Source organism: Dactylosporangium sp. NPDC048998, assembly GCF_043197855.1.
In the GTDB taxonomy this organism is placed as follows: Bacteria; Actinomycetota; Actinomycetes; order Mycobacteriales; family Micromonosporaceae; genus Dactylosporangium.
The window spans coordinates 1-16,765 of the sequence record NZ_JBICTV010000009.1 but is presented as its reverse complement, the minus strand read 5'-3'; the positions used below and the strand labels follow the sequence as shown (position 1 = coordinate 16,765).

The 16,765-nt window shown below is 72.4% G+C and carries 13 protein-coding genes; 7 read left to right on the top strand and 6 right to left on the bottom strand.

What is annotated here, in order from left to right; translation table 11 throughout:
* Positions 1 to 156 precede the first annotated feature (156 nt).
* Positions 157 to 3,285, top strand: a complete 3,129-nt coding sequence (gene ileS, locus ACGFI8_RS21825; RefSeq protein ID WP_392807389.1) for an isoleucine--tRNA ligase — start codon at positions 157 to 159, stop codon at positions 3,283 to 3,285.
* 22 nt (positions 3,286 to 3,307) lie between these two features.
* Here ileS and ACGFI8_RS21820 read toward each other — a convergent pair whose 3' ends face one another.
* Positions 3,308 to 3,913, bottom strand: a complete 606-nt coding sequence (locus ACGFI8_RS21820) for a helix-turn-helix domain-containing protein (protein WP_392807388.1) — start codon at positions 3,911 to 3,913, stop codon at positions 3,308 to 3,310.
* A 26-nt stretch (positions 3,914 to 3,939) separates the two neighbouring features.
* Here ACGFI8_RS21820 and ACGFI8_RS21815 point away from each other — a divergent pair, with 26 nt between their 5' ends.
* The 3 genes from ACGFI8_RS21815 to ACGFI8_RS21805 all read left to right on the top strand — a co-directional run bounded on the left by ACGFI8_RS21815 (position 3,940) and on the right by ACGFI8_RS21805 (position 6,366).
* Positions 3,940 to 4,593: a B3/4 domain-containing protein gene (locus ACGFI8_RS21815; protein WP_392807386.1), complete on the top strand. Its 654-nt coding sequence runs from the start codon at positions 3,940 to 3,942 to the stop codon at positions 4,591 to 4,593.
* Positions 4,594 to 4,678: 85 nt separating this feature from the next.
* On the top strand, positions 4,679 to 5,527 hold the full coding sequence (locus tag ACGFI8_RS21810; RefSeq protein ID WP_392807384.1) for an EamA family transporter: 849 nt from the start codon (positions 4,679 to 4,681) through the stop codon (positions 5,525 to 5,527).
* A gap of 164 nt (positions 5,528 to 5,691) precedes the next feature.
* Positions 5,692 to 6,366, top strand: a complete 675-nt coding sequence (locus tag ACGFI8_RS21805) for a lysophospholipid acyltransferase family protein (protein ID WP_392807383.1) — start codon at positions 5,692 to 5,694, stop codon at positions 6,364 to 6,366.
* Positions 6,367 to 6,380: 14 nt separating this feature from the next.
* Here ACGFI8_RS21805 and ndk read toward each other — a convergent pair whose 3' ends face one another.
* Positions 6,381 to 6,794, bottom strand: coding sequence for a nucleoside-diphosphate kinase (gene ndk / locus ACGFI8_RS21800; protein WP_392807381.1), 414 nt, complete (start codon positions 6,792 to 6,794; stop codon positions 6,381 to 6,383).
* Between the two features lie 134 nt (positions 6,795 to 6,928).
* Between ndk and ACGFI8_RS21795 the strand changes: the two genes are divergently transcribed.
* On the top strand, positions 6,929 to 9,385 hold the full coding sequence (locus ACGFI8_RS21795) for a VOC family protein (RefSeq protein WP_392807380.1): 2,457 nt from the start codon (positions 6,929 to 6,931) through the stop codon (positions 9,383 to 9,385).
* Here ACGFI8_RS21795 and ACGFI8_RS21790 read toward each other — a convergent pair.
* The 4 genes from ACGFI8_RS21790 to ACGFI8_RS21775 are packed head-to-tail and all read right to left on the bottom strand — an operon-like array spanning position 9,382 to position 14,646.
* Positions 9,382 to 10,353 carry a helix-turn-helix transcriptional regulator gene (locus ACGFI8_RS21790; protein WP_392807378.1) on the bottom strand — a complete coding sequence of 324 codons (972 nt, stop codon included), beginning with the start codon at positions 10,351 to 10,353 and terminating at the stop codon, positions 9,382 to 9,384. The two genes, ACGFI8_RS21795 and ACGFI8_RS21790, sit on opposite strands and share 4 nt — an antisense overlap.
* A complete protein-coding gene (locus tag ACGFI8_RS21785; protein WP_392807377.1) occupies positions 10,353 to 10,709 on the bottom strand; it encodes a DUF4233 domain-containing protein in 357 nt (118 codons plus the stop codon). Before ACGFI8_RS21785 ends, ACGFI8_RS21790 begins: the two co-directional genes overlap by 1 nt.
* Complete coding sequence (locus tag ACGFI8_RS21780; protein WP_392807817.1) at positions 10,706 to 11,974, bottom strand: bifunctional folylpolyglutamate synthase/dihydrofolate synthase; 1,269 nt, start codon at positions 11,972 to 11,974, stop codon at positions 10,706 to 10,708. The genes ACGFI8_RS21785 and ACGFI8_RS21780 overlap by 4 nt, the downstream gene beginning before the upstream one ends.
* Before the next feature lie 53 nt (positions 11,975 to 12,027).
* The gene (locus tag ACGFI8_RS21775) at positions 12,028 to 14,646 is read right to left on the bottom strand and encodes a valine--tRNA ligase (protein ID WP_392807375.1); all 2,619 of its coding nucleotides are present in this window, start codon (positions 14,644 to 14,646) and stop codon (positions 12,028 to 12,030) included.
* Between the two features lie 130 nt (positions 14,647 to 14,776).
* Here ACGFI8_RS21775 and ACGFI8_RS21770 point away from each other — a divergent pair, with 130 nt between their 5' ends.
* Together ACGFI8_RS21770 and ACGFI8_RS21765 are read left to right on the top strand one after the other, a co-directional pair.
* The gene (locus tag ACGFI8_RS21770) at positions 14,777 to 15,658 is read left to right on the top strand and encodes a hypothetical protein (protein WP_392807373.1); all 882 of its coding nucleotides are present in this window, start codon (positions 14,777 to 14,779) and stop codon (positions 15,656 to 15,658) included.
* Positions 15,659 to 15,775: 117 nt separating this feature from the next.
* Entirely contained in the window at positions 15,776 to 16,408 is a 633-nt protein-coding gene (locus tag ACGFI8_RS21765) for a hypothetical protein (RefSeq protein ID WP_392807371.1), read from the top strand.
* The last annotated feature ends 357 nt before the right edge of the window (positions 16,409 to 16,765 follow it).

Sequence of the window (16,765 nt, the reverse complement as noted above, 5' to 3'; positions counted from 1 at the left end):
GGTCCGGCCCGTGACAGCCGGCCAACGAGCGGCCGCCGACGCACCATCCGGCGGCAAGCGGGGTGGTACCGCGGATCGGGCGACCGGTTCGTCCCCGCGTGGAGTCGAGACAGATGAGTCGAGACAACCGACCACGCGAGGAGAGAGCGACCACCGATGGCCTACCCGATGCACCGTTCCGGCGCCTCCGGGGTGCCGGCCAGCCCCAACCTGCCCGAGGTCGAGCGCGAGGTCCTGGACTACTGGTCCGGCGACGAGACGTTCGTGGCCTCCGTGGAGCAGCGGCCGGCCGGCGACAACGGGTCGAACGAGTTCGTCTTCTACGACGGGCCCCCGTTCGCCAACGGCCTGCCCCACTACGGGCACCTGCTGACCGGCTACGCGAAGGACGTCGTCCCGCGGTACAAGACCATGAAGGGCTACCGCGTCGAGCGCCGCTTCGGCTGGGACTGCCATGGCCTGCCCGCCGAGGTCGAGGCGGAGAAGCAGCTGGGCATCACGACGAAGGCCGAGATCCTGCAGCTCGGCGTCGACAAGTTCAACGCGGCCACCAAGGAGTCGGTGCTGCGCTACACCAGCGAGTGGGAGCGCTACGTCACCCGCCAGGCGCGCTGGGTCGACTTCACCAACGACTACAAGACGCTCGACCTGGACTACATGGAAAGCGTCATGTGGGCCTTCAAGACCCTGCACGACAAGGGCCTGGTCTACGAGGGCTTCCGGGTGCTGGCGTACTGCTGGCGGTGCGAGACCCCGCTGTCCAACACCGAGCTGCGCATGGACGAGGACGTCTACCGCGACCGGCAGGACCCCGCGCTGACCGTGGCGTTCCAGTTGGAGACCGGCGAGCGGATCCTGGTCTGGACCACCACGCCGTGGACCCTGCCGTCCAACCTGGCGATCGCGGTCGGCCCCGAGATCGAGTACGCGGTGTTCGAGGAGGAGGGCGTCCGGTACATCCTCGCCGACTCGCGGGTGGGCGCCTACGAGAAGGAGCTGGCCGCCGCGACCCGCGTGGACACGGTGCCCGGTTCGGAGCTCGTCGGCCGGCGGTACACCCCCCTCTTCGACTTCCTCGCGGACACGCCGAACGCCTTCCAGGTCATCGGCGCGGACTTCGTCACCACCGAGGACGGCACCGGCGTGGTCCACATGGCGCCGGCCTTCGGCGAGGACGACCAGAACGCGTGCGCGACGGTCGGCATCCCGACGGTGGTGACCGTCGACGAGCACACCCGGTTCACCTCGCTGGTGCCGCCGTACCAGGGGCTGCAGGTCTTCGAGGCCAACAAGCCGGTCATCCGCGACCTCAAGGCCGCCGGCGTGGTCGTGCGGCACGACACCTACACGCACTCGTACCCGCACTGCTGGCGCTGCGACACCCCGCTGGTCTACAAGGCGGTGTCGTCGTGGTTCGTCGCGGTGTCGACGTTCCGCGACCGGATGGTGGAGCTCAACCAGCAGATCACCTGGACGCCGGAGCACATCAAGGAGGGCTCGTTCGGCAAGTGGCTGGCCAACGCCCGCGACTGGTCGATCAGCCGCAACCGGTTCTGGGGCTCGCCGATCCCGGTGTGGAAGTCGGACGATCCGCAGTACCCGCGCGTGGACGTCTACGGCTCGCTGGACGAGCTCGAGCGCGACTTCGGGGTGCGCCCGGCCGACCTGCACCGGCCCGAGATCGACAACCTGACCCGGCCCAACCCGGACGACCCGACCGGGCAGTCCGTCATGCGCCGGGTGCCGGAGGTGCTGGACTGCTGGTTCGAGTCCGGCTCGATGCCGTTCGCGCAGGTGCACTACCCGTTCGAGAACGCCGACTGGTTCGAGCACCACTACCCGGGCGACTTCATCGTGGAGTACATCGGCCAGACCCGCGGCTGGTTCTACACCATGCACGTGCTGGCCACGGCCCTGTTCGACCGCCCGGCGTTCAACAACTGCGTCAGCCACGGCATCCTGCTCGGCGAGGACGGGCGCAAGATGTCCAAGAGCCTGCGCAACTACCCGGACGTGTACCGGGTGTTCGACGAGTACGGCTCGGACGCGATGCGCTGGTTCCTGGTCGCCTCGCCGGTGCTGCGCGGCGGCGACATGCCGGTCACCGAGAACGGCATCCGCGACGCGGTCCGGCAGGTCCTGCTGCCGCTGTGGAACGTGTGGTACTTCTTCACGCTCTATGCCAACGCCGACGGCTACACCGCCAGGCGGCGCACCGACAGCGCCGACCTGCTGGACCGCTACGTGCTGGCCAAGACGGGCGAGCTGGTGTCCACCGTCGAGCGGCAGCTGGACGCCTACGACCTGTCCGGGGCCTGCGCCACGGTCCGCTCCTACCTCGACGCGCTGACCAACTGGTACGTGCGCCGCTCGCGGGACCGCTTCTGGTCCGGCGACCACGACGCGTTCGACACGCTGTTCACGGTGCTGTCGACGCTGACGCAGGTCGTCGCGCCGCTCGCGCCGCTGACCGCGGAGGAGATCTACCGCGGCCTGACCGGCGAGCGCTCGGTGCACCTGACCGACTGGCCGTCGGCGGAGCAGTTCCCGGCCGACCACGAGCTGGTGGCGAACATGGACGCGGTGCGCGACGTGTGCTCGGCGGCCCTGTCGCTGCGCAAGGCCCGCGGCCTGCGGGTGCGCCTGCCGCTGTCGGCGCTGACGGTGGCCGTGGCAGACGGGCCCAACGCGGCGGCGCTGCGGCCCTTCGCCGCGCTCGTCGCCGACGAGGTCAACGTCAAGCAGGTCGACTTCACCGACGACGTGGCCGCGCACTGCACGCGGGTGCTGACCCTGGTGCCGCGGGTGCTCGGCCCGCGCCTCGGCAAGGAGGTCCAGCAGGTCATCAAGGCCGTCAAGGCCGGCGACTGGGGCCTGACCGGCAGCGCCGTGGTGGCCGGCGGGGTGGAGCTGCAGGAGGGCGAGTACGAGCTCAAGCTCGTCGCCGCCGACCCGACGCAGTCCGCGCCGCTGCCCGGCGGCGAGGGCGTGGTCGTGCTCGACAGCACGGTGACGCCGGAGCTGGCGGCCGAGGGCCTGGCCCGCGACCTGGTCCGGGTGGTGCAGCAGGCGCGCCGCGACGCCGACCTCAACGTGTCGGACCGGATCGTGGTCGTGGTCGACGGCCCGCCCGCGGTCGCCGACGCGCTGCAGGCGCACGCGGCGTTCGTCGCCGGCGAGACCCTGGCCGACTCCGTCTCGCTGGGCTCGGCGCCGGACGGCTTCGCCGGCGAGGTCGGCGAGGGCGAGGCCGTGCGCGTCCAGGTTGAACGCGTCCAGATTTGACCGCGTCCAGGTTGAACAAGGTCTAGCCGCGCCGGTCCAGCTCGCCGGTCGGCATCACGACCACCATGGTGAGGACCGCCTCCACCGCGCCGGAATTCCGGTACCGGTGGGGGCGGTCCGCCGGGAAGTCGATGGTCTCGCCGGTGCGCACCTCGTAGTCGGCGCCGTCGACGGTGACGACCAGCGCGCCCTCGCGGACCTGGATGATCTCCCGGGTGCCCGGCGCGTGGTCGCCGGAGTCGTGCCCCTCGCCCGGCGCCATCCGCCATTCCCACACCTCGACGAACGCGGGGTCGTTGACGCCGCGCAGCAGCCGCCCGGTGCCGCCGTCCGGCCCGCGCCACAGCACCGCCGGCTCGTCCGCGCCGACGATCTTCACCACCGGCTCCGGCTCGGCCTCCAGCAGCCGGCCGATGCTCACCCCGAACGACTCGGCGACCCGGCACAGCGTGCCGATGCTCGGGTTGGTGCGGGCGCCCTCGATCTGCACGAGCATGCCCTTGCTGACGCCCGAGCGGCTGGCCAGCTCGTCCAGCGACCAGCGCCGGCCCTGCCGCAGGCTCTTCACCTGCCGCGCGATCGCGGCCTGCGCGTCCCGCTCGCGGTCGGTCAACATATTTTCCTTCACGGTCAGTATTGTGGTACGACTATGGCATGTTCGCCGTCGCCGATGAGGTACTCGACCTGTGCCGTTCCGTGGGGCACGAGGCTACCGTGTTCGCGGTCCTCGCCGACGGGCTGCGCAACGGCCCGAGCGACTCGCGGAGTGCGGCCCTGCTGCGCGACGCGATCGACGCCGCCGGCGACCTGACCGCGCCGCACCCCCACCTGGAGGCGTGGCGAGATGTGTACCGCGCGTTCGGCGCCAAGCCCCAGCGCACCCCCTGCTCGGCGGAGGCGCTGCGCAAGCGGGCCGCCCGCGGCGACGTGCCGTCGGTCAACCAGCTCGTCGACGCGTACAACGCGGTGAGCATCCGCTTCGCCGTGCCCATCGGCGGCGAGGACCGCGCCCGGCTCGCCGGCACCGAGCGGCTGGTGCGGGCCGACGGCGACGAGGACTTCGACACCGTCAAGGACGGCGCGCCCGTCGTCGAGTCGCCCGAGCCCGGCGAGGTGATCTGGCGCGACGACGTGGCCGTGACCTGCCGCCGGTGGAACTGGCGCCAGGGCCGCCGCACCGCGCTGACCGACGCCACGACCTCGGCTGTCTTCCTGCTCGAGGGCCTCGACATCGACCTGCGCCCCGCCGCCGACCTCCTCGCGGAGCTGCTGGACGCCGACACGGTCCGCATCGAGCGGATCGCATGACCGGTCCGGAGCGGAGCGGAGGGGCCGGTCATCATGGGCTCAGTTCCCAATCATGCCGCAGCCGGAGCGAAGCGGAGGTTCCGGCATGATCGGCATCATGTTGGCGGCATTGTCCGGGCTGGTCTGGGGCGTCGGCGACTTCGCCGGCGGCAAGGCCAGCCAGCGGGCCGACGCGCTGCTCGTCGTGGTGCTGTCCAAGGCTGCGAGCCTGCCGCTGCTCGCGCTCTACCTGCTGGTGATGCCGGCCGCCGTGCAGCCGCGCACGCTGGCCTGGGGCGCCGCCGCCGGCCTGCTCGGCGTGCTCGGCATGTTCGTGTTCTACCGCGCCCTGGCCGGCGGGGCGATGGCGATCGTCGCGCCGGTCAGCGCCGTGACCACCGCGCTGCTGCCGGTCGCGTTCGGCCTGGCCTCCGGCGAGCGCCCGGGCGCCCTCGCGCTGACCGGCGCCGCCTGCGCCATCGCCGCGATCGGCCTCGTCAGCGCGGCCGGCGGCCCCACCGGCCGGGTGACCGGCCGCCTCGTCGGGCTGGCCTTGCTGTCCGGCGCCGCGTTCGGCCTGTTCTTCACCTGCCTGTCCCGGGCCGGCGACGAGGCGGGCGGTCAGGCCGGGCTGTGGCCGATCGCCGGTGCCCAGCTCGCCGCGCTCGCCCTCGGCGCGCCGCTGGTGGTGCGCCGCCTGCGGGCCGGCGCGCCCCGCCCGGCCGGGGCGCCGCTGCGCTGGCTGGTGCTCGCGGGCACGCTGGACATGTCCGCCAACGCGCTCTACCTGCTCGCCGTCGGCCGCGGCGACCTGAGCATCATCGGGCCCGTCGCGTCGCTCTATCCCGTCTCGACGGTACTGCTGGCCATGCTCGTCGACCGCGAGCGCATGCGCCCGCTCCAGCTGGCCGGCCTCGGCCTCGCCGCCACCGCGCTCGTCCTCGTCGCCTCGTAACCTTCGGGTGATATCCCCCGCCGGGGAGGGTTAGCCCTCGGGTGGTGTTGCCCACCTTGTGAGCTCCCCGGCTGCCGCGGCCCCACCCGGCCGTTAGAGTGTGCGACAGCGTCGAGGTCGAGCCTGGTGGAGGGCATTTGTCCGCGCTCTATGCGGTCGGCAAGATGACGATCGCACCCCTTGTCCGGCTGCTGTGGCACCCCAAGATCATCGGGCTGGACAACGTCCCGAAGACTGGCCCGGCGATCCTGGCGAGCAACCACCAGTCGGTCCTCGACTCGGTGATGATGGGCGCGATCGCGCCGCGCAACGTGTACTTCCTCGCCAAGGACCAGTATTTCCTCGGCCCCGGCGTCAAGGGCGCGGCGCTGCGCAACATCATGTACGGGCTGAACCAGATCCCCGTCGACCGCTCCGGCGGTCGCGCCAGCCTCCTGGCGCTGGACGCCGCGCTGCCGGTGCTGCGCGCCGGGCACGTGCTGGGCATCTTCCCGGAGGGCACCCGCTCCACCGACGGCCGCCTGTACCGCGGCCGCCCGGGCGTGGCCAAGCTGGCCCTCGACGCGCCCGCCCCGATCATCCCGGTCGGCCTGATGGGCTTCGACAAGGTCATGCCGGTCGGCGCGTCGCTACCGAAGCTGGGCCCGAAGGTCGAGGTCCGCATCGGTGAGCCGCTCGACCTGAGCCAGTGGCAGGGCGGCGGCGAGGTCGACAGCCGGGCGCTGCGCGAGGTGACCCTCAAGCTCATGAACGCGATCCAGCAGCTCACCGGGCAGGAATACGTGGGCCGCTATGCCCCCAAGCGCCCCGACCAGCTGCCGGAGCCGGGCGCCGACTGAGGCCCGCCGCAGTGCTAGAGCGCCAGGTCCGGGAACCAGAGCGAGATCTCGCGCTTCGCGCTCTCCGGCGAGTCGGAGGCGTGGACCAGGTTTTCGCGATTGGACAGCGACAGGTCGCCGCGGATGCTGCCCGGCGCGGCCTTGCGGCCGTCGGTGGCGCCGATCAGGACACGTACCACCGCGATGGCCTCGTCGCCGGAGACGATCATCGACACGAGGTCGCCGCCCGTCATGAAGTCGCGCAGCGGCGGGTAGAAGTCGCGCTCGACGTGCTCGGCGTAGTGCTGGTCGGCCAGCGCGACGTCCATCGTGCGCAGGGTCATCGCCTCGATGGCCAGGCCCTTGCGCTCGAACCGGCCGATGATCTCACCCACCAGGCCGCGGCGGACGGCATCGGGCTTGATGAGAACGAGCGTGCGCTCCGACACGGGACTCCTCCAGGTATCGCGGTACTGCGCGAAGCCTACCGAGCGTCACCACACGCGGCCCCTCAGGGTGCCGGAGACTTCCGTTTCGGTGATGATCAGGCATAGCCTGATGTCAGTCGTCTGGGGAGGTCGACTTGCCGTCCAGCAACCGCACGTCATCGTCCGGCGGCCGGAACCTGGTCATCGCGCTGCTGATCCTGTTCGGCGGCTTCCTGGCCTTCTGCGGCCTGGGCCAGGAGGAATCACTGATGGTCGCGCTCGGCGTGGTCGTCGCCGCGGCCGGGCCCGTCATGATCTTGGTGCTGAACTCGCGTAACAAGATCCGCCTGTACGTCCAGGGCACCGCTGTCGTCGACGGCGTCACGCCGCGGCCGACGGTCAACGGCTCCGCCGCCCGTGGGCGCCTCAAGCTGACCATCACCGCGACCGGCATCCGCGGCTACACGGTCGCCGGCACCGACCCCGCCATCCCGCTGGACAAGTGGCCCGAGCCGGGCGCGGTGCTGCCGGTCCGGGTCCTCAAGGGCAACCCGCGCAAGTTCGCGGTGCTGTGGGACCGCGTGCAGACCCACCAGGAGGTCGTCCTCGCCGAGCACCATCCAGCTGGCGGCTCGGCCGGCGACGACGTCGGCTACACCCTCGACGGCGACGACTACGGCCCGCCGTCCGAGGACGCCTACGGCAACCTGTTCCCGGCCGACAACAGGCCCACGATGACCAACCTCCCGCCGATCGACGCGGGCATCGACGAGCCACTGGGCGCCCCGTCCGGCACTCGCGCGGGCACCGCGGTGGCCGACCCGGTCGCGGCCCCCGCCGAGCAGATCCCGGACGCGGCCCGCCGTGCGGCCCGACCCGGCGTCCCGGCGAGCCGGCCCGGCCGGCCCCACCACGCGACCGCCGACCCCGCGCACCACCCGGCCGAGCCGCTCGGCGCCCCAGCCACCGCGGTCGCCTTCGCCGAGTCACCGGTCGCCTCCCCGACGGCCCCGACCGACATCGACGCGCACCGGACGGGCCCGGGCGCGTCCGCGAACGGGGTCGCCACGCACGCGCCGGGCGCGTCCCCGATGGTGTCCACCACGGAAGACGCCGCGGAGCAGACGGGAACGGCCGACACGGCCGAGGTGGCCACCGAGCCGAAGGCAGCCGGCGCGGCCGAGGCTGCCGCGGAGGCAAAGACGGGCGAGGCTGCCGAGGCTGCCGCGGAGGCGAGGACCGGCGGCGCCGCCGGGGCTGCCGCGGAGGAGGAGAGCGCGAGCGACTCGGACCTGGCGACGACCGAGGGCACGGACCGCGTGGCGGCGCCCGTGGCGATCCTCGGCACCGGCGCCGGGCAGACCGTCATCGGCGAGGAGGACGAGCCGATCATCATGCGGCTGCGCTCGACGCCCCGGCCCGGCGGCGGCCAGCACCGCCGGCCCAGCCCGCATCCGCGCTCGGGCGCGCACGACCGGGTCCGCCGCCCCCGCACGGGCCGCGCCCGTCCCGGGAGCGAGCCGCCCGCCATCCCGGCCGGCGAGGAGACCACCGACGGCCACGACCTGATCGGCACTGTCGCGCCCCCGGAGGAGTACACGATTCCGGAGAGCGGCTCCCTGGTCGCCGCCCCGGAGGCCTCGGCGGACCACGGGGCCGCGTGGTGGCCGGCGGCGCCCGGCGCGCCGAAGACACCGCCGGCCGAGGCCGCGGAGAGCCCCGCCCCGGCCGCGTTCTCCGCGGACCGGGAGGCGGAGCAGCCGCCGACCCGCATCGCCCGGCTCGACCAGGTGCCGCCCCCGGCGGTCATCGAGGGCGAGGTCGCCTGGGAGTCGCCTGAGGCGCCGCCCGCCGCCGGCGAGCCCACGGCGGAGACGCTCGAGCCGGTGACCGCCGAGACGGAAGTCATCGAGCCGGAGACGGTCGAGGCCGAGGTCCTCGAGCCGGAGACGGTCGAGGCGGAGATCATCGAGCCGGAGCGGCCCGCGGGATCCGCCTGGTCGATGAACGGGCGGGGGCCGGTGCCGGTCGGCGCGGGCCTCTACAGCGCGCCGCCGGTCCTGCGGACTCCCAGCGCCCCGGCCGCGGACCCGGACGACGAGGACGAGGCGGTGACGCCCGACCCGTACGCGACCGAGCACTACCTGCCGCCCGAGGACCAGCTGGAGGAGCAGCCGCTCAGCGAGGGCGCGGTCGCCGAGTTCCTGGCCACCGCGCCGCGGCGGCAGGCCATGCCGCTGGACGGGGTCAACGGGGTGAGCGTCACACTCATCGTCTCCGACCTGCAGCGCTCCCGCCGGTTCTACCGCGACACGCTCGGGCTGACCGAGGTGGACAGCGGGGAGAAGAGCGTGGTGCTGGAGACCGGGTCGGCGCGGGTCGTGCTGCGGCGGGTCGCGGACATGCCGCCGGTCGACCGCCGCGTGGTGCACCTCAACCTCGACGTCCCCGATGTGTACGAGGCCTACGAGCGCCTCCGCGAACAGGGCGTCGACTTCGTGCACCGCCCCCGGGTGGTACCGCAGGGCGAGCAGCTGGAGCTGTGCTCGGCGACGTTCCGCGACCCGGACGGCCACGCCATCGCGCTCACGCGCTGGGAGCTGCGTCGCTAGGAGGCGTTGTAGCGGCGCAGCGTCTCCTCGGCCGTGGCGCGCATCAGCTCGCGCAGCTCCGGCGGCTCGAGCACCTCCACGTCGGGCCCGAACCGGCCCAGGTCTATCCGCGCGTGCTCGAACGACTCGATCGGCATCACCACGCGCAGCCAGCCGTCGCCGTCGGGCTCGCCGGTCTCACGCAGCGCCCGCTCCGCGACCGGCCCGAGCATCCACCACATGCGCGCGGCGCGCGGCGCCAGCCGTACCGTGGCAGAACCACCGCTGTAGAGCGTCTGCTGCAGCCGGTCGGACCACTCCAGCCAGTACCGCCGCAGATCGAAGTCGGCGGGGCGCTCGAAGGCCTCGTCGCGCACGGCGACCTCGTCGATGCGGGAGATCCGGTAGCCGTTGACGCGCGACCGGCCGCGCGCGATGAGATACCAGGCGGTGCCCTTGAGCACGAGCCCGAGCGGGTCGAGCGTGCGCTCGACGGGGGTCTGGTCCCATTTGCGGTACCGGATGTCGATCCGCCGCTGCTCCCAGACCGCCGTCGCGACGGCGTCGAGGTGGGGCGGGGCCTCCGGGTCGCGAAACCACCCGGGCGCGTCGACGTGGACGCGCTCCTGGATGCGCCCCGCCATTGAGCGCTGCTCGGCGGGCAGCGAGGCGAGCAGCTTGAGCCGCGCCGCCTCCAGCGTCGGGCCGAGCCCGAGGTCGCCCGCGGTCGCGCCGCTACCGGCGAGGAACAGCGCGGCGGCCTCGTCGGTGGTGAGGCCGGTGAGGCTGGTCCGGTAGCCGTCGAGGAGCTGGAAGCCGCCGGCCGGGCCACGGTCGGCGTAGACGGGCACCCCGGAGGCGGACAGCGCCTCGATGTCGCGGTACACGGTGCGGACGGACACCTCGAGCTCGTCCGCGATCTGCTGTGCGGTGAGCCGGCCCCGGGTCTGCAACAGCAGCAGCGTCGACAGGAGCCGGCTCGCTCGCATCAGTCGGGCTTGTTCGAGTAGACGGATCGGCGCACGTAGAGCGCGTAGAGCCAGGCGGGGCCGAACACGATCCCGAGGGCGAGCAGCGACCAGTGCAGGAAGCCGCCGGCGAGCAGGACGACCTGCACGACGAGCCCGGCGATCCAGGCCCACGAGTGCTTCAGCAGCCCGCAGAGCAGAAAGCACACGACGGCGAGGACGGCGCAGACCCAGATCGCGGCGGTGGTGTCGCCGTGGCCGAGCTTGGCCAGCGGCAGCAGCGCCAGCAGCAGCACGACGCCCTCGACCACGAGCCCGGCGGCCCCGACGCCGCGGACCGCGGCCCCGGGGTTCTTCAGTCCGGCCGGCGAGCTCATCGCTTCAGCAGCCCGCGGGCGTCGGCGACGGTCACGACCGAGCCGGTGATGAGGATGCCGACGGTGCCGGGCACCGCGTTGTCGGACTCGGCCAGCGTGACCGCCGCGTCGATGGCGTCGGGCAGGTCTGGCACCACGTGCACCCGGTCGGGGCCGAACAGCTCCTCGGCGAGCGCGCCGAGCTGCGCGACCGGCATCGCCCGCGGCGAGCTGTTGCGGGTCACCACGACACTCTCGGTGATCGGCTCCAGCAGCTCCAGCATGCCCTCGACGTCCTTGTCGGCGAGCGCCGCGACGACCGCGACGAGCCCGCTGAACGCGAACTCCTCGGTGAGCGCCCGGACCGTGGCGGCCATGCCGTGCGCGTTGTGCGCGGCGTCGAGCAGGATCGGCGGCGAGTTACGGATGCGCTCCAGCCGGCCGGGCGACGTGACGCGGGCGAACCCGTCGCGGACCGCCTCGGCGTTGAGCACCCGCTCGGCACCCGCGCCCAGGAACGCCTCGACCGTGGCGAGCGCGATCGCCGCGTTCTGCGCCTGGTGCTCGCCGTGCAGCGGCAGGAAGATGCCCTCGTACACCCCGGAGAGGCCCTGCAGCGTCAGCACCTGCCCGCCGACGGCGAGGTCGCGGTGCACGACACCGAACTCGCGCCCCTCCCGGGCGAGCGTCGCGCCGACCTCGGCGCAGCGCTCCAGGATCGGGTGCATCGCCTCCTCCGGCTGCAGCGCGCAGATCAGCGTCGTGCCCTTGTGCACGATGCCGGCCTTGGCCCAGGCGATCTCCTCCAGCGTGTCGCCCAGCCACTCGGTGTGGTCCAGGCCGATCGGCGTGATGACCGTCGTCTGCGCCTGCAGCACGTTGGTGGAGTCGTCCGAGCCGCCGAGGCCGACCTCGACCACGGCCACGTCGACGGGCGCGTCAGCGAACGCGGCGAACGCCATCGCGGTGGTCATGTCGAAGTACGTCAGGGGCTGGTCGTTGCGCGCGTCGAGATACTCCGCCAGCGGCGCAACCTCCTCGTACACCTCGACGAACTTCTCCTCGCTGATCGGCTCGCCCTCGATGCTGATCCGCTCGGTGATGCTCTGCAGGTGCGGGCTGGTGTACCGGCCGGTGCGCAGCCCGTGCGCGCGCAGCAGCGAGTCGATCATCCTGGCCGTGGACGTCTTGCCGTTGGTGCCGGTCAGGTGGATCGCCGGGTAGGCCCGCTGGGGGCTGCCGAGCGAGTCGAGCAGCCCCTCGATCCGCCCCAGGTCGAACACCATGCGGGTGAACCCGCGGGCGTTCAGCTCCTGGTCGACCTCGGAAAATGACCTCGTCACAGTGCTTCCAGCTGGGCGGCGATCCGGGTCAGGTCGGCTTCGGCGGCCTCGAGCCGCTGGCGGATCTTCGCCACCACCTGCTCGGGGGCCTTGTCGGTGAAGGCCGGGTTGCCGAGCTTGGCCCGGCACTGCTCGGCCTCCTTCTCCGCCGCGGCCCGGTCCTTGGTCAGCCGCGCACGCTCGGCGGCGACGTCGATCGCGCCGCGCGTGTCGAGCTCCACGGTGACCCCGACGCCGACGGCCAGCTTCGCCGTGGCCGCGAAGTCCCCGCCGATTGGCTCCAGCCGGGCCAGCGAACGGATCAGGCCGTCGTGCGCGGCCAGGCCGGCGGCGTCGAGCCCCTCGAGCCGCGCCACGACCCGCTGCGCCGGCTTCACGCCCTGGTCGGCGCGGAACCGCCGGACCTCGGTGACGACCCGCTGGAGGTTCTCCACCTCGCGCTCGGCGGCGTCGTCGGTGAGCTCCTTGTCCGCGACCGGCCAGTCCGCGCGGACCACGGTCGGGCGGCCGGTGAGCGTCGTCCACAGCTCCTCGGTCACGAACGGCATGATCGGGTGCAGCAGCCGCTGCAGGCTCTCCAGCACGTGGCCGAGCACGCGCCGGGTGCGCGCCTTGGCCTCGGCGTCGTCGCCGGTGAGCACCGGCTTGGTCAGCTCCAGGTACCAGTCGCAGACGTCGTCCCACGCGAAGTGGTACAGCGTGTCGCACACCTTCGCCAGCTCGAAAGCCTCGAACTGCTGGTCGACCTCGCCGATGACGTGCTGCAGGCGGGACAGGATCCACCGGTCGACGGTGCTGAGGCCCTCGGTGGGCAGCTCGCCCTCGACGGTGGCGCCGCCCGCCAGCCCGTACCGCGTGGCGTTCCACAGCTTGTTGGCGAAGTTGCGCGCGCCCTGGACCCAGTCCTCGCTCACCGGCACGTCGGCGCCCGGGTTGGCCCCGCGCAGCAGGGTGAACCGGGTGGCGTCGGCGCCGAAGCGCTCGATCCAGTCCAGCGGGTCGACGACGTTGCCGAAGGACTTCGACATCTTCTTGCCGTACTGGTCACGGACCATGCCGTGCAGCATGACCACGTCGAAGGGCTGCCGGCCGCCCATCGCGTAGAGGCCGAACATCATCATCCGGGCGACCCAGAAGAACAGGATGTCGTACCCCGTGACGAGCACGCTGGTCGGATAGAACTTCGCCAGGTCGGGCGTCTCGTCGGGCCAGCCGAGCGTGGAGAACGGCCACAGCGCCGAGCTGAACCAGGTGTCGAGCACGTCGGCGTCCTGCACCCAGCCCTCGCCGGTGGGCGCCTCGTCGTCCGGACCGACGCACACGATCTCGCCGTTCGGCCCGTACCACACGGGGATCCGGTGCCCCCACCACAGCTGCCGCGATATGCACCAGTCGTGCATGTTGTCGACCCAGGCGAAGTACCGCTTGGTGAGCTCCGGCGGCTCGACCCGGACCCGCCCGTCGCGCACCGCGTCGCCGGCGGCCCGGGCCAACGGCTCGGTCCGCACGAACCACTGCATCGACAGCCGCGGCTCGACGGTGGTGTTGCACCGCTGGCAGTGCCCGACGGCGTGGACGTACGGCCGCTTCTCGGCCACGATGCGCCCCTCGGCCCGCAGCGCGGCCACGACCGCCGGCCGGGCCTCGAAGCGGTCCAGGCCCAGGAACGGCCCGTGCACCGTGATCACACCGCGCTCGTCCATCATGGTCAGGCTCGGCAGGTCGTGCCGCTGGCCGATCTCGAAGTCGTTGGGGTCGTGCGCCGGGGTCACCTTGACCGCGCCCGTGCCGAACGCCGGGTCGACGTGCTCGTCCGCGACGATCGGAATCCGTCGGCCGGTGAGCGGCAGCTCTACCTCGGTGCCGACCAGGTGCTTGTAGCGCTCGTCGTCGGGGTGCACCGCCACCGCGGTGTCGCCCAGCATCGTCTCGGCCCGGGTGGTCGCCACGACGATCGCGTCGTCGCCGTCGCCATAGCGGATCGAGACGAGCTCGCCCTCGTCGTCGGAGTGCTCGACCTCGATGTCGCTCAGCGCCGTCAGGCACCGCGGGCACCAGTTGATGATCCGCTCGGCCCGGTAGATGAGCCCGTCGTCGAAGAGCCGCTTGAAGATGGTGAGCACGGCCCGGGACAGGCCCTCGTCCATCGTGAACCGCTCGCGGCTCCAGTCCACGGAGTCGCCGAGCCGGGTCATCTGCCCGAGGATCTTGCCGCCGGACTCGGCCTTCCACTGCCACACGCGCTCGACGAACGCCTCGCGGCCGAGATCGTGCCGCGACATGCTGTCGCTGGCCAGCTGGCGCTCGACCACGTTCTGCGTGGCGATGCCGGCGTGGTCCATGCCGGGCAGCCAGAGGGTCTCGTACCCCTGCATGCGCTTGCGACGGATCAATGCGTCCTGGACGGAGTGGTCGAGGGCGTGACCGATGTGCAGCGACCCGGTGACGTTCGGCGGCGGCAATACGATCGCGAACGGCGGCTTGTCGCTGGACGCGTCCGCCTTGAACAGACCGTCGGCTACCCATTGCTCATACCGCCGCTGCTCGACCTCGCCAGGGGCATACTGAGCCGAGAGCGCCGGGGTTGCCTGCGCCGCGCGTGGAGTATCCGTCACACGCAAAGTCTAGAACTGTCGCACAGGGGGTCTACGCTCGCCATTGCCCCTTAACTCAGGAGACTGATCGACGGTGACTTACCCGCCGCAAAACCCGGATGACGAGCCGCGCTCGGAGCCGTTCCGACCCATGTCGTACGACCTCGCTCCGGAGTTCGGCACACCCCCGCCGGCGAACAACGCGGGCCCCTACCCCGGCTCCGAGCAGGCCGCGCAGCCCGTCCCGCCCGTCTCGGCCCAGCCCGGCTATCCGGTGTCCGGCCAGCCCGGCTACCCCGCTCAGAGCCGGCCCGGTTACCCCGCATCGGGGCAGCCCGGCTACCCGTCCGTCCAGCCCGGTTACCCGGTGTCCGCGCAGCCCAGCGCCTATCAGCAGCCGGCGTACCAGCATCCGCCCGCCTACCTGCCGCCCCCGCCCCCGCCGCCGAAGAAGGGCAAGGGCCTGAAGATCACCCTGGGCGTCCTCGGCGGCGTGTTCCTCGTCTGCGCCATCGCCGCCTGCGTGCTCGTCTACCCCTTCCTCGCGGAGGGCACCTCGCACGTGTCCGCGCCGCCGACGCTGCCCGGCAACCTCACCAAGGACTCCAGCGACTCGTCGGCGACCCTGGCCGGCAAGCTGGAGTCCAGCCTGCGCAAGGACGTCTCGGGCCTCGAGGAGGTCGCGGCCGGCGTCTACACCCCGGGCGACAGCGACCTGCAGCACCTCGTCGTCCTGGTCGCCGCGACGGGCTCGTTCCTCTTCCCCAGCTCGCAGGTCGACGACGCCTTCTCGGGCTTCGACTCCAGCGGCGACGATTCCCTGGGCACCCCGACGTCGTACGACGCCGGCAAGCTCGGCGGCACCGTCAAGTGCGCCGACGGCACGAGCTCCACCGAGGCGGCCAGCAAGTTCGCCATGTGCGTGTGGGCCGACCACGGCAGCGTGGGCCTGGTCCTGTTCTTGGGCCGCAGCGCCGGCGAGTCCGCATCGCAGTTCGTCCAGATCCGCGAGGTAGTCCAGATCCGCAGCTGACCCTCTCCACAGGGACGCCGCTTCGCAGGGCCGCCGCGCAACCCCGGCTGAGCTTGGGGAACGCGGTGGCCGGCGCCTGTGCGGCGGGTGCGCAGGATTCGCTGCTACAGTGCGCCGATGGTCGACCCCGACGGCGGTCCCGCCGGCCTGTACACCGACGACGAGGACCCCGAGGAGGCCCCCTCCGGCCGCCTCCCCCTCAAGCGCATCGCCATCGTCTGCGCCTCCATCGCGGCCGCGGTGGTGGCGGTCTCGGGCGTGATCTACGGCCCGACGCTCGTGCGCGTGCTGGGCCAGAGCGACACCACGATCGACTCCCCGGACAAGGTGGGCGCCTTCACGCTGGACACCAGCGACGGCGCGGCAGAAGCCGCCGAATACATCCGGGACGCCATCGCCACGAAGGTCAGCCTCGACACGAGCCGCGGCCTCATCTACCGCGACGGGAAGACCGACGCGATCCTGGTCGCCGGCACCGCCCGCATCTGGAAGCCGGACAACGCCCTCGACTCGGCGTTCGGCGTGGTGACCGACGACAACGGCGGCGTCCGCGACGTCCACGGCGTCGACGCCGGCCCCCTGGGCGGCACGATGCGCTGCGGCGTCACGAAGGTCGACGACGCGGACCTGTCGGTGTGCGGCTGGGCCGACAACGGCTCGCTCGGCGTGGCCCTCTTCTCGAACCGCTCGGCCGCCGACTCGGCGAAGTCGCTCCTGGAGCTGCGCACCGCCGTCGAACACCGCGCCTGACAACCGGGACCGCACGCTTCCGTGCCAGCCTCCGCCAGCCGCGGGCCACACCCGCCGGCGCTCGTGACAATCGCGCGTTCCAGCCAGCGCTGGCCAACGGCCCGGCCAGGTCGGCCGCACACGCTCATCTGTGCCGGCTTCCGTGGCGGCTCTGCCTGCCGAGGTCACCCGCCGGCGCTCCTGCGCCGGTAAATCCCGCCCGTCGGCCAGCTACCGGATGCCCGTGTACGCGATCGTCCTGGGCCGATTCGAAAACGGCACGGAAAATGCTTCAGGGGCTCACCGAAATGGTGAGCCCCTGAGCGAAAGATTGTCCGGCGGCGTCCTACTCTCCCACACTCTCTCGGGTGCAGTACC

Bases quoted from the DNA above. Each gene is read 5' to 3' on its own strand.
- ileS (WP_392807389.1), top strand. From the start codon at position 157: ATGGCCTACCCGATGCACCGTTCCGGCGCCTCCGGGGTGCCGGCCAGC.
- ACGFI8_RS21815 (WP_392807386.1), top strand. From the start codon at position 3,940: ATGTTCGCCGTCGCCGATGAGGTACTCGACCTGTGCCGTTCCGTGGGG.
- ACGFI8_RS21810 (WP_392807384.1), top strand. From the start codon at position 4,679: ATGATCGGCATCATGTTGGCGGCATTGTCCGGGCTGGTCTGGGGCGTC.
- ACGFI8_RS21805 (WP_392807383.1), top strand. From the start codon at position 5,692: ATGACGATCGCACCCCTTGTCCGGCTGCTGTGGCACCCCAAGATCATC.
- ACGFI8_RS21790 (WP_392807378.1), bottom strand. From the start codon at position 10,353: ATGCGAGCGAGCCGGCTCCTGTCGACGCTGCTGCTGTTGCAGACCCGG.
- ACGFI8_RS21785 (WP_392807377.1), bottom strand. From the start codon at position 10,709: ATGAGCTCGCCGGCCGGACTGAAGAACCCCGGGGCCGCGGTCCGCGGC.
- ACGFI8_RS21780 (WP_392807817.1), bottom strand. From the start codon at position 11,974: ATGGTGTTCGACCTGGGGCGGATCGAGGGGCTGCTCGACTCGCTCGGC.
- ACGFI8_RS21770 (WP_392807373.1), top strand. From the start codon at position 14,777: ATGTCGTACGACCTCGCTCCGGAGTTCGGCACACCCCCGCCGGCGAAC.
- ACGFI8_RS21765 (WP_392807371.1), top strand. From the start codon at position 15,776: ATGGTCGACCCCGACGGCGGTCCCGCCGGCCTGTACACCGACGACGAG.